The organism is Agromyces protaetiae (assembly GCF_030866785.1).
GTDB classification, from domain to species: Bacteria; Actinomycetota; Actinomycetes; order Actinomycetales; family Microbacteriaceae; genus Agromyces; species Agromyces silvae.
Genome location: NZ_CP133018.1, coordinates 2,166,202 through 2,178,723, shown reverse-complemented (window position 1 = coordinate 2,178,723; position 12,522 = coordinate 2,166,202). Strand labels below are relative to the sequence as shown.

Sequence of the window (12,522 nt, the reverse complement as noted above, 5' to 3'; positions counted from 1 at the left end):
CTTGCGCCCGAGATCCGGCGGGGCCGGCCGCGCGGAGCCGGTCAGGCGTCGGCGGGTGTGATGTTCTGATTGAGGTGGAACACGTTCCCCGGGTCGTACCGCCGCTTGAGCGCGCGAAGCCGCGCGAGGTGTGCCGGCGGGTACGCGCGCCGCACGCCCGGCGCTCCGTCGTCGCTGAGCGCGTTCACGTAGGCGCCGCTCGCATACGGTTCGAGCGTGGCGGCGTACCGGCGTGCCGCCGTCATCAGTGCGTCGTCGTCGACCGGATCATCCCAGCGTGACGCGGCGACGAACTCGAACGCCGTGTCGCGCCGCGCGAACGCCGTGGCCTCGGCCGGCACGTCGGAGATCGCCCCGCCGTAGGCCTGCAGGCTCACGTTCGGCAGGTCGGGCGCGCGACGGTCCAGGATCGCGTCGATGGCCTCATCGACGAGCTCGGTGAAGTAGTGGCCCTTCCAATAGCGCCGCCACGCGTGCGCCTCGGTGTCGTCCTCCCGCGTCTGGAGCTGCAGGTACGTCAGCGGCTCGACGACCCGCTGAGGCGCAGCACCGACGGCGGTCAGCGCGTCGTCGAGCTGATCGGCGACCTTCGTACCCGGCTCGGGGTCGCCGACCCACACGAATCCGAGTGAGACGGCCGAACCGTCGATGGTCGCATTCCAGGTCGCGCGGCGATCGGCGTGCGTGCCGAGATCCCGCCAGGCGCGCATCGCGCCGGGCGCGGCGGCGACGGGCAGCAGGAACTCCACCGAGAGCGCCTGACCCGGTTCCGGGCTCAACGCGAACTCGAACTCGGTGACCACCCCGAAGTTGCCGCCCCCGCCCCGCAGGCCCCAGAACAGCTCAGGGTGGTGTTCGCGGTCGACGCGGAGGATCTCGCCCGCCGCCGTCACGACCTCGAACGAGGTGACCGTATCGCAGGCGAGGCCCAACCGGCGGGCGAGCCAGCCCATGCCGCCGCCGAGCGTGAGCCCGCCGACGCCGGTGTGCGACACGTTGCCGGCCGTGGTCGCGAGCCCGTGCGCCTGCGAGGCACGGTCGAGGGCGCCCAGCAGTGCACCGCCCTGCACGCGAGCTCGGCGAGCGACCGGATCCACCGTCACCGCGCCCATCGGGCGAAGATCGATCATGAGCCCGCCATCGGGCACGGCATGCCCGGTGATGGCGTGCCCGCCGCATCGGACACCGATCGCGAGCTGGTGTTCGGTCGCGAAGCGCACCGCTTCGACGACGTCGGCCGCGCTCGTGCACTGCACGATGTACCGCGGCCGGCGATCGATCATGCCGTTCCACACCGCGCGTGCGGCGTCATAGCCGGGCTCGCCCGGCTCGAGCACGGCCCCCTCGACCCTGTTCCGAAGTGTTTGCCCCGTCATCGACCACCCCGCACGCCTTCGTTGCGCGGCCGCCCCCGCTCGGTCGGCACGGCCAGGCCCGAACATGCCACCCTGCGGCCACGACGTCAAGACACACCGGACGGCGAGGTCGCGCATATGGATCTCAACCAGAACGCGAGGCGTTCGTTCGAGCGATACATGTGACATGCCGCCACGCGAACGCACGCCGACCCGTGGCGGAAGCGTGCGAGCGAGCGACTCGCCGTGATGGGGTCGCACGAGATCGTCGCGGGCGCTGCCGTGCGCGACACCGGGGCGCGAGGTCGCGCGAACGGTCTGCCGCCGGCGACCGATGGGTGCGTTCGTGCGACACCGGGACGCGAGGTCGCGCGAACGGTCTGCCGCCGGCGACCGATGGGTGCGTTCGGGCGGCGACACTGGCGGTCGCGTGCGGGGTCAGCCGATGCGACGGCCGACGAAGGCGACCGGGGCGTCGATCGGCACGCCGGATGCGTCGCGCTTGGCGAGGGTCTCGGGCAGTGGCCGTACGGCACCGTCGGCACCCAGCGCATGCGCCGGGCCGGGGCCGGCCCACGCGACCGCGAGACCGTCTTGCCCGCGCAGGAATCGCTGCGCGCGGACACCGCCCGTGGCACGGCCCTTGCCGGGGAACTCCGAGAACGCCGAGACCTTCGCCGCACCGGGATCGGCGCCGAGCAAGGTGTCGGTCGTCGCCGCGATCGTGACCACGACCGCCGCGTCGAGCTGGTCCTTCGGGATCGCGGAGAACGCCACGACTCGCGTGTCCGGGGCGAGCTTGATGCCGGCCATGCCGCCCGCCGACGCGCCCTGCGGGCGCACCGACGACGCCGGGAAGTGCAGCAACTGCGCATCGCCGGCGATGAACACGAGCTCGTCGTCGTCACTGCCCTGTGCGGCGCCGACGACCTCGTCGCCGGGCTTCAGCGCGATGATCTCGAAATCGGGGCGGTTCGGGTAGCCGCCGGGCGCGACGCGCTTCACGACGCCCTGTGCGGTGCCGAGCACGATCGGCAGATCGCTCGCGAGCGAGACCACGGCGAGCACCCGCTCGGAGCGGTCGGTGAGACCCAGGTACTCGGCCACGCGCACGCCCGCGCCCAGCTGTGGCGCGTTCGCCGGGAGGGCGGGCAGATCGAGCGGGGAGAAGCGGATGAGGCGGCCGCGGGTGGTCACCGCGCCGATCTCGCTCCGGCTCGTGGTGTCGAGGCTCGACCGGACCGCATCGTGCTTCGTGCGGCGCGTGGGCACGCTGACCACGAGCTCGTCGGCGCCCTCGGCCTGGTCGACGCGTGCGATGCGGCCCGTGGCACCGAGCAGCACCCGGCACGCGACATCCGCATGCTCGAGCGACGCGGCCGATGCCGCGCGCGCACTGGAACGAGCCGGGAGCGCGCGCCCCTCGGTGAGCAGCGTGCGACGCGGGGTGCCGAACCGCTCGGCGACCTCTTCGAGCTCGTCGGACACGAGCGCGCGGATGCGCAGCGGGTTCGCCAGGAGCTCTTCGAGCCGGCCGATCTCGGCGAGCAGCTCGTCGCGTTCGGTCTCGAGCTCGATGCGCGAGAACCGGGTGAGCCGGCGCAGCCGTAGTTCGAGGATGTAGTCGGACTGCAGCTGACTGAGGTCGAAGACCTCCATGAGCCGGCTGCGCGCCTGCTCGGTGTCGTCGCTCGTGCGGATGACCTGGATGACCTCGTCGATGTCGAGGATCGCGATGAGCAGGCCCTCGACGAGGTGCAGCCGCTCGCGACGACGCGCGAGCCGGAACTCCGACCGGCGCGTGACCACCTTGATCCGGTGGTCGATGTAGACCTGCAGCAGCTCGCGCAGCCCGAGCGTCTGCGGCTGTCCGTCGACGAGGGCGACGTTGTTGATGGAGAAGCCGTCTTCGAGGGGCGTGAGCCGGTAGAGCTGCTCGAGCACCGCCTGCGGGTTGAAGCCCGTCTTGATGCCGATCACGAGACGCATGCCGCGCTTGCGGTCGGTGAGGTCGGCGACGTCCGAGATGCCCGTGATCTTCTTCGCGTTGACGCCGTCTTTGATCTTCTCGATGACCTTCTCGGGGCCGACGAGGTAGGGCAGCTCGGTGACGACGAGCCCGCTCTTGCGGGCGGTGAGCTGCTCGACCGAGACCTTCGCACGCGTCTTGAACGACCCGCGACCGGTCGCGTACGCGTCACGCACGCCGTCGAGGCCGACGATGGTGCCGCCGGACGGGAAGTCGGGGCCGGGCACGAACTCCATGAGCTCGTCGAGCGTCGCCTCGGGGTTCTGGATGAGGTGTCGTGCCGCGTGCGAGACCTCGAGCAGGTTGTGCGGCGCCATGTTCGTCGCCATGCCCACGGCGATGCCGCTCGCGCCGTTCACCAGCAGGTTCGGGAACGCGGACGGCATGACCGACGGCTGCATGAACGCGTTGTCGTAGTTGGGCACGAAGTCGACGACGTCCTCGTCGAGCCCGTCGGCCATCGCGATGGCGGATGCGGCGAGGCGCGCCTCGGTGTAGCGCGACGCCGCCGGCCCGTCGTCGAGGGACCCGAAGTTGCCGTGGCCGTCGACCAGGGGCACGCGCAGGGTGAACGGCTGGGCGAGCCGTACGAGGGCGTCGTAGATCGCGGAGTCGCCGTGCGGGTGGTACTTGCCCATGACCTCGCCGACGACCCGCGACGACTTGACATGGCCGCGGTCGGGGCGCAGGCCCATCTCGGTCATGCCGTAGAGGATGCGTCGTTGCACGGGCTTCAAGCCGTCGCGGGCGTCGGGGAGCGCTCGCGAGTAGATGACCGAGTAGGCGTACTCGAGGAAGGAGCCCTGCATCTCTGCCGAGACGTCGACGTCTTCGATGCGTTCCGCGATCGCAGGCGGGGTGGGCTCAGGGCTCGGTGGGGTCATCCGTCTTCTCAGGGTCGTTGCGGTTCGAAGTCGTCGCGCGGCGCGCGGGGCGGTGGGGCTCGGCGCCTGTGCGAGACTGGCGCGATGCCAGCAATGCTACCGGCGCCCGCCGACTCCGCCCGGCGGCTTGCCGAGGTGTTGCCGAGCGCGGTGGCGAGCGTGACCGGAGCATCCGGCGCGTCCGGGCCGCTGGCACTCGGTGCCGCGAGGTCCGCGGTGGTCGTGCTCGTGGACGGACTCGGCGCCGCCAACCTCGCCGCACGGCGCGGTCACGCCAGGGTGCTGGCCGGCGCCTACGGCAAGCGCGACGTCATCCGCACGGTGTTCCCGTCGACCACGGCCGCGGCGATCGCCACGTTCGCGACCGGCGCGGCGCCGGGCGAGCACGGGCTCGTCGCGTACCGCACGCTCGTCCCCGGCACCGACCGCCTGGAGAACCAGCTCAACGCCTGGGACCACGGCGGCCTGCCCGACGGCTGGCAACGGCGGCGGCCGCTCTTCGAGTCCGCGCGCGACGCGGGGCTGCAGCCGTTCGCGGTGGGCGCGCCGCGATACGCCGACTCGGGCTTCACGCGGGCCGTGCTGCGCGGCGCGGAGTATCGGCCTGAGGCCACGATCGAGGCGCGCTTCGAGACCGCGCTCGACCTGGTGACCGACGTCGACCGCGCACTCGTCTATCTCTACATCCCCGAGCTCGACCAGATCTCGCACGCGCACGGCTGGGAATCCGATCGCTGGACCGCCGCGCTCGAGCAGGTCGACGCCGCGGTCGCGGCGTTCACGAAGCGGATGCCTCGGGGCGCAGGCCTGCTCGTCACCGCCGATCACGGCGTGCTCGACGTGCCGGAGCACCGCCACGTGCACATCGACGCGCATCCCGGCCTCGTCGACGGCATCCGCCATGTGGCGGGCGAGCCGCGCTGCCTCGGGCTCTTCTTCGAACCGGACGCGTCGAGCGGTGAGCGCGCCGCGATCGTCGCGCGCTGGCGCGAGTCGGAAGGATCCCGGGCCTGGGTGCTCACCCGCGACGAGGCCATCGACGCCGGTCTGTTCGGTCAGGTCGATGACGCTGTGCGACCGCGGATCGCGGACCTGCTCGTGGCGGCCCGCTCGAGCATCGCCTACTACGACACGCGCGAGCCCGACCGTAGAGCCGAGCGCATGATCGGCCAGCACGGGTCGCTGACCGACGAGGAGTCGCGCGTGCCGCTGCTCAGGTTCGGCGCCTACGCGCGCTGACGGCTTCTGTATCGCGGATCAGGACGGCCACTGGCCGTACTTGACCTGCGGCTTGGGCAGACGCAGCGGGCGCAGCTGGAGCGCGCGCATGGCCGAGTACCAGCGCACCTTCTCGGCGCGGTCGGCGCCGAACTTCGCGCGCACCTTGCGGGTGACCAATGCGCCGAGGATGATCACGTCGATCACCGCGATGAGGAAGAACGCCCACAACGCCAGGATGCCGATCGACTGCACCTCATAGCTCGGCACGAGCGTGAGCACGATGACGAGGAACATGACCGGGATGAGCACCTCGCCGATGCTGAAGCGCGCGTCGACGTAGTCGCGCACGAAGCGCTTCTGCGGACCGCGGTCGCGCGCGGGCAGGTACTTGTCGTCGCCCATCGCCATGCCGATGCGCACCTTCTCGCGGTGCTCGGCCTGCTTCGCCTTCGCCTGCCTGGCCGCTTCCCTGCGGTCGTTCGGGACGAGCGGGCGCTTGTTCGCCGCCTCGCGTTCGGCGCGTGTGGGCGTGGGGACGCCCTTGCCGGCCTGCTTGAGCCGGGCCTGGGTCGCCTCGAGCGTCTCGGGCTCGTCGGGCGCGGGGGACTGGGTCTGGTTCTCAGGGTGCTTGGCCACGGGATTCCTCGAATCGGTAGACCTTAAGATTACCGGCATGACCGAGCACCCCTCTGCCCCGCAGGACGCGTCGCCCACCGACGATCCGACCTCGGCGCTGCGCGCCGCCGTCGAAGCGGGCTTCCCATCGACGGTCGCGGACCTCGCGCGTCTCGTGCGGATCCCTTCGGTGTCGTGGCCCGCGTTCGACCCGGCGCACGTCGCCGAGAGCGCCGAGGCCGTCGCCGAGCTGTTGCGCGGCACGGGCGTCTTCGACACGGTCGAGGTCGCACGCGCCGCCATCGAGGGCGAGGACGAGCTCGGGCAGCCGGCCGTGATCGCGCACCGCGCGCCACGGGCCGGTCGTCCGACCGTGCTGCTCTACGCGCATCACGATGTGCAGCCGGCCGGCAAGGACGACGACTGGGACACGCCGCCGTTCGAGCCGACCCAGCGCGGCGACCGCCTGTACGGGCGCGGCGCGGCCGACGACAAGGCCGGTGTCATGGCGCACGTGGGAGCCATCCGCGCGCTCTCCGCCGTCGTGGGCGACCTCGACCTCGGCCTGTCCGTCTTCATCGAGGGGGAGGAGGAGTACCTGTCGCGGTCCTTCGCGACCTTCCTCCGCGAACATCGCGACGTCCTCGAGGCCGACGCGATCATCGTCGCCGACTCCACCAACTGGGATGTCACGACGCCGGCGCTCACCGTCGCCCTCCGTGGTGCGGTCGCGTTCAACCTGCGGGTCTCGACGCTCGATCACGCCTCCCACTCGGGCATGTTCGGGGGAGCGGTGCCCGACGCCATGATGGCGACCGTGCGTCTCCTCGACACGTGCTGGGCGGCCGATGGTGCGGTCGCGGTCGAGGGCCTGCGCGGGGCCGGGCTCGAGGTGCCCGACTACGACGAGACGCAGCTCCGCGACGAGACCGGCCTCCTCGACGGCGTCGAGCCGATCGGTCGCGGGGCGATCCTGTCCCGGATCTGGTCGGAACCGTCGATCACGATCACGGGCATCGATGCGCCCGACGTGGCGAACGCGTCGAACACCCTGGTGCCGTCGGTCAGGGTCCGCGTGAGTGCGCGGATCGCACCTGGGCAGGACGCCGCCGAGGCGTACGAGGCCATCAAGACGCACCTCGAGGCGAACGCGCCGTTCGGCGCCAGGCTCGAGTTCGACGACGTCGACGCCGGCCAGCCCTTCCTCGTGGACACCAGCGGTTGGGCCGTGGCCGAGACTCGCGCGGCGATGGAGGCGGCCTGGGGCGTGCCGCCCGTCGAGATCGGGGTCGGCGGCTCGATCCCGTTCATCGCCGAGCTGGTCCGCGACTTCCCGGGCGCGCAGATCCTCGTGACCGGGGTCGAAGACCCCGACTCGCGCGCACACAGCCCGAACGAGTCCCTGCACCTCGGCGTCTTCCGGCGTGCGCTGCTCGCCGAGGCGATCTTCCTCGCCCGGCTGAACGGGCGCGGGCGTCCGTGAGGGTGCCGTCCGGGGCATCCGCCGGCCCATTCAGCCGGCTCACGGCGCCGCGCGCGTATGATGAAAGCCGACCACCGTCAGGGCCCGTGCAATTCCGAGGAGTGAGATGAGCCAGACCATCACCGAGACCGCCCACGGCGTCCTGCTCTCCGAGCCCGCCGCCGAGAAGGTGCGCAGCCTGCTGTCGCAAGAGGGTCGCGACGACCTGCGTCTGCGCGTGGCCGTGCAGCCCGGCGGCTGCTCGGGCCTCATCTACCAGCTGTACTTCGACGAGCGCCTGCTCGACGGCGACGCCGTCGTCGACTTCGACGGCGTCGAGGTGGTCGTCGACAAGATGAGCGTGCCCTACCTCGACGGGTCGTCGATCGACTTCGAGGACACGATCCAGAAGCAGGGCTTCACCATCGACAACCCCAACGCGCAGGGCAGCTGCGCGTGCGGTGACTCGTTCCACTGAGCCGCATCGTATTCTCCAGAACGGGGAGGTCGCTGACGCGACCTCCCCGTTCTGCATGCACGAAGGACGCGGAGTTTCCCCAGATCGCGGCGAAATCGGTGCCGAAATGCCGGCCACACCGCCGCATCGTGCACACCCGGGGTTCGGAGTCGGAGTAGGCTAGACAGCGATCACCGCGCTTCACTGTGAAGCGCCTTCGAGTCTCCCGAAAGGTCACCGGTGCGCCACAATCGCCGTCTCCGATGGGCTGCTGTCCCGATCGCAGCGACACTCAGCCTCGTTCTCGCGGGCTGCACGCAGGCCCAGCTGAACGGGTTCCTGCCGGGATTCGAGGAAGGCCAGCCGCCGGTCACGAACCACACCGAGCGCATCTCCGGCCTGTGGGTCACGTCGTGGATCGTGCTGCTCGTCGTCGGCGTCATCACGTGGGGCCTCACCATCTGGGCGGTCATCGCCTACCGCCGCCGCCGCGGTCAGACGGGCCTGCCGGTGCAGCTGCGGTACAACATGCCGATCGAGGTCTTCTACACGATCGTGCCGCTCATCCTCGTGCTCGGTTTCTTCGCGTTCACCGCGCGTGACCAGGCCGCGATCGAGGAGCGCTTCGCCGAGGAGGACATCGACGTCAAGGTCGAGGTCATCGCCAAGCAGTGGGCCTGGGACTTCAACTACGTCAACGAAGACGTCTACTCCGCGGGCATCCAGGGCCAGCTCGACGAGGAAGGCCCGAAGGGCTCGCTCGTCCAGTCGGAGCTGCCGACGCTCTACCTGCCGGTGAACGCGAACATCGAGATCGCGCTCGAGTCGCGTGACGTGATCCACTCGTTCTGGGTCGTGGACTTCCTCTACAAGAAGGACATGTTCCCCGGCAAGACGAACTACATGTCCCTGGCGACCGAGCGCGAGGGCACCTACGCCGGCAAGTGCGCCGAGCTCTGCGGTGAGTACCACTCGCTCATGCTCTTCAACGTCGAGGTCGTCTCCCAGTCCGAGTACGACGCGTACATCGACTCGCTCCGAGACGCGGGCAACGAGGGCCAGCTGTCCAGCGAGTACGACCGCAACCAGAACCTGCCCGGCACGGGCGCGCCCGAGCTGAAAGAGGAGCACGAAGGCGAATGAGCACCACGACCGCACCGGCTCGTCCCCAGGCCGCACCGCCGCCCCTCGGCGGTTCCAAGGTCGAGCGCAAGGGCAACATCCTCGTCAGGTGGGTGACCTCGACCGACCACAAGGTCATCGGGTACATGTACCTGATCACGTCGTTCATCTACTTCTGCATCGCCGGCGTGATGGCGCTGATCATCCGTGCTCAGCTGTTCGAGCCCGGCCTCGAGATCGTGCAGACGCGTGAGCAGTACAACCAGCTGTTCACGATGCACGGCACGATCATGCTGCTCATGTTCGCGACGCCGCTCTTTGCGGGCTTCGCCAACGTGCTCATGCCGCTGCAGATCGGTGCGCCCGACGTCGCCTTCCCGCGCCTGAACGCGCTGGCCTACTGGATGTTCAACTTCGGCTCGCTGATGGCGGTCGCGGGCTTCCTGACGCCGCAGGGTGCCGCGTCGTTCGGTTGGTTCGCCTATCAACCACTGGCGTCGACGACGTTCTCTCCAGGCATAGGTGGAAACCTCTGGATGCTCGGCCTGGGGCTCTCGGGCTTCGGCACGATCCTCGGTGCCGTGAACTTCATCACCACGATCATCACGATGCGTGCGCCCGGCATGACCATGTTCCGCATGCCGATCTTCACGTGGAACACGCTCGTGACGTCGATCCTCGTGCTGATGGCCTTCCCGGTGCTCGCCGCCGCGATCCTCGCCGCGGGTGCCGACCGCATCTTCGGGGCGCACGTCTACGATCCAGCCAACGGCGGCGTCATCCTGTGGCAGCACCTGTTCTGGTTCTTCGGCCATCCAGAGGTCTACATCATCGCGCTGCCGTTCTTCGGCATCGTCTCCGAGATCTTCCCGGTCTTCAGCCGGAAACCGATCTTCGGATACAAGACACTGATCTACGCGACCATCGCCATCGCCGCGCTCTCGGTCACGGTGTGGGCGCACCACATGTACGTCACCGGATCGGTGTTGCTGCCGTTCTTCGCGCTGATGACGATGCTCATCGCGGTTCCAACGGGCGTGAAGATCTTCAACTGGATCGGCACCATGTGGCGGGGCTCGATCACGTTCGAGACGCCGCTGCTGTGGTCGATCGGGTTCCTGATCACGTTCGTGTTCGGCGGCCTCACGGGCGTCATCCTCGCGTCGCCCCCGCTGGACTTCCACGTCTCGGACACCTACTTCGTCGTGGCGCACTTCCACTACGTCGTCTTCGGCACGGTCGTGTTCGCCATGTTCGCCGGCTTCTACTTCTGGTGGCCGAAGTGGACCGGCAAGATGCTGAACGAGACGCTCGGCAAGTGGCACTTCTGGATCCTCTTCATCGGCTTCCACATGACGTTCCTGATCCAGCACTGGCTGGGTGTCGTGGCCATGCCCCGCCGGTACTACTCGTACCTGCCGGAAGACAACATCACGTGGATGAACCAGGTCTCGACCATCGGTGCCATGATCCTGGCCGCATCGATGATCCCGTTCTTCCTCAACGTCTACCTCACGGCCCGGCGCGCGCCGAAGGTGACCGTGAACGACCCGTGGGGCTACGGTCGCTCGCTCGAGTGGGCGACGAGCTGCCCGCCGCCTCGGCACAACTTCACGTCGATCCCGCGCATCCGCTCGGAGTCCCCGGCGTTCGACCTCAACCACCCCGAGGCCGGCATACCGGTGGGCATCGGCCCGGCCAAGGACGCGCCCGACGCACCCACCTATGACGCTGCAACGAAGGAAGTCAAGTAGATGCGCGCCAATGTCGTCCTGTTCTGGCTGCTCGCCGTCTTCTTCCTGATCGCGGCAGGCATCTACACCTTCTGGAGCTGGGTTTCCGGCATGGAGCCGGTCACCGGCATCGAGTGGGTCGGCACCGTCGCGATCACGCTGAGTGCAGTGCTCTCCGCCTTCATCGCGTTCTATCTCGGACGCGTGCACAAGGCACAGGGCGGCCAGCTGCCCGAGGACCGGCTCGACGCGAACATCGATGACGGCGACCCCGAGCTCGGCTTCTTCAGCCCGTGGAGCTGGTGGCCCATCTGTCTCGCGGCGGGTGCGGCGCTCGCCTTCCTCGGTCTCGCGGTCGGCTTCTGGATCGCCTACATCGCGGTGCCGATCGCGCTCATCAGCCTCGTCGGCTGGGTCTACGAGTACTACCGCGGCAACTTCGCCCGCTGAGCGGGTTCAGACGGGGCCCGGCGCACTGCGCCGGGCCCCGTCGCGTGTCTGCCGCGTGCGGCGCTGCGCCACTTCCGGGCGCTCCGCGCCACTTCAGCTGGCGCGTGGGGACGCGGAGTGGCGCGGAGCGCAGGAGGTGACGGGCGCTGGCGTCAGTGCGCACGTAGCGTGAGCACGTCGACGGAGACGGTCACTTCGCGCGGGTCGGCTTCGGCGCCGGCGGATGTCTCGTCATGATGGGATGCCTCGATCGAAGCGGATGCCTCGATCGAAGCAGATCGCTCATCGGGGGCGGATGCCGGGTCGGGGGCGGATGCCGGGTCGGGTGTGGATGCCCCAGCGCGAGCCGCCGGCGCGTGGGCATCGCGGTGGTGCGCCGAGGGTCCCATGCCGACGATGAGCGCACGCGTGGCGGCATCCGCTTCGACGACATACTCGATGCGGGTCGATGCCGCGCACCGCAGTCCGGCGGCGGCGAACTGTTCGGCGACGAGCGTGGCCTTGCCGCCCGGGATGTCGAGCATGCCGGCGGTCTCGCGGAGTCCAGAGAGGTGCGCGGCGGTCGGCACGACGACGATCAGCGTGCCGCCCGGTGCGAGGACGCGAGCATACTCGCGTGGATTGCGTGGCGCGAAGACGTCGAGCAGTACGTCGGCCGATGCGTCGCGGAGGGGGAGCGGGCGCCAGAGGTCGAGGACGACGCCGGTCGTCGGCACCCGGTCGCTCAGGGCACGGAGGGTCGCACGCACCGCGTCGGGCGAGCGGTCGGCCGCGAGGAGACGCGCGACGAGCACGCGATCGAGGACGCTCGCGGCGTAGTAGCCGGTCCCGCAGCCGAGGTCGGCCACGGAGAGGCCGAGAGGGCTCACCCCTGCGGAGGCGCGCTCGTCGGCCGCCGGCGAGCTTGAACCAGGCCCAGGCCCAGGGCCGGTCGGCTTGGCGACGTCGGCAGCGGATGCACGCGGCTCGTCGATCGCGCGCTCCGCGACGTCGGCCACGGCGTGCGCGATGGGCGCGTAGACGCCGCTCGCGAGCAGCCGTTCGCGCGCGTCGAGCATCGACCGATCGTCGCCGATGGTCTTCGGGGCGCGCGGATCGAGCAGCGTGAGGTAGCCGTGCTTGGCCTGATCGAAACGGTGTCCCGATGCGCAGCCGAAGGTTCGCTCGGCCACCGGCTCGAGGTCGCGAACGCAG

Annotated in this window: 10 protein-coding genes; 6 read left to right on the top strand and 4 right to left on the bottom strand. The window is 69.8% G+C overall.

Annotation, left to right across the window (positions count from 1 at the left end; all coding sequences use genetic code 11):
* Positions 1-41 precede the first annotated feature (41 nt).
* Both QU602_RS10105 and QU602_RS10100 read right to left on the bottom strand, forming a co-directional pair.
* Positions 42-1,376, bottom strand: a complete 1,335-nt coding sequence (locus QU602_RS10105) for an FAD-binding oxidoreductase (protein WP_308796317.1) — start codon at positions 1,374-1,376, stop codon at positions 42-44.
* A gap of 417 nt (positions 1,377-1,793) precedes the next feature.
* Complete coding sequence (locus QU602_RS10100) at positions 1,794-4,268, bottom strand: DNA gyrase/topoisomerase IV subunit A (protein ID WP_308796316.1); 2,475 nt, start codon at positions 4,266-4,268, stop codon at positions 1,794-1,796.
* An 84-nt stretch (positions 4,269-4,352) separates the two neighbouring features.
* On the opposite strand from QU602_RS10100, the gene QU602_RS10095 reads away from it, so the two are divergent.
* Entirely contained in the window at positions 4,353-5,507 is a 1,155-nt protein-coding gene (locus QU602_RS10095) for an alkaline phosphatase family protein (protein WP_308796315.1), read from the top strand.
* An 18-nt stretch (positions 5,508-5,525) separates the two neighbouring features.
* On the opposite strand, the gene QU602_RS10090 is transcribed toward QU602_RS10095, so the two are convergent.
* Positions 5,526-6,125, bottom strand: coding sequence for a DUF3043 domain-containing protein (locus QU602_RS10090; RefSeq protein ID WP_308796314.1), 600 nt, complete (start codon positions 6,123-6,125; stop codon positions 5,526-5,528).
* Positions 6,126-6,162: 37 nt separating this feature from the next.
* Here QU602_RS10090 and QU602_RS10085 point away from each other — a divergent pair, with 37 nt between their 5' ends.
* The 5 genes from QU602_RS10085 (at position 6,163) to QU602_RS10065 (ending at position 11,328) form a co-directional block, all read left to right on the top strand.
* A complete protein-coding gene (locus tag QU602_RS10085) occupies positions 6,163-7,587 on the top strand; it encodes a dipeptidase (RefSeq protein WP_308796313.1) in 1,425 nt (474 codons plus the stop codon).
* Between the two features lie 106 nt (positions 7,588-7,693).
* Positions 7,694-8,044 (top strand): HesB/IscA family protein, encoded by a 351-nt coding sequence (locus QU602_RS10080; RefSeq protein WP_308796312.1) that lies wholly within the window; start codon positions 7,694-7,696, stop codon positions 8,042-8,044.
* Between the two features lie 219 nt (positions 8,045-8,263).
* Positions 8,264-9,166 carry an aa3-type cytochrome oxidase subunit II gene (gene ctaC, locus QU602_RS10075; RefSeq protein WP_308796311.1) on the top strand — a complete coding sequence of 301 codons (903 nt, stop codon included), beginning with the start codon at positions 8,264-8,266 and terminating at the stop codon, positions 9,164-9,166.
* On the top strand, positions 9,163-10,899 hold the full coding sequence (ctaD, locus tag QU602_RS10070) for an aa3-type cytochrome oxidase subunit I (RefSeq protein WP_308796310.1): 1,737 nt from the start codon (positions 9,163-9,165) through the stop codon (positions 10,897-10,899). The genes ctaC and ctaD overlap by 4 nt, the downstream gene beginning before the upstream one ends.
* Positions 10,900-11,328: a cytochrome c oxidase subunit 4 gene (locus QU602_RS10065; protein WP_308796309.1), complete on the top strand. Its 429-nt coding sequence runs from the start codon at positions 10,900-10,902 to the stop codon at positions 11,326-11,328.
* Between the two features lie 152 nt (positions 11,329-11,480).
* Here QU602_RS10065 and QU602_RS10060 read toward each other — a convergent pair whose 3' ends face one another.
* Positions 11,481-12,500, bottom strand: a complete 1,020-nt coding sequence (locus QU602_RS10060; protein ID WP_308796308.1) for a methyltransferase domain-containing protein — start codon at positions 12,498-12,500, stop codon at positions 11,481-11,483.
* Positions 12,501-12,522 lie beyond the last annotated feature (22 nt).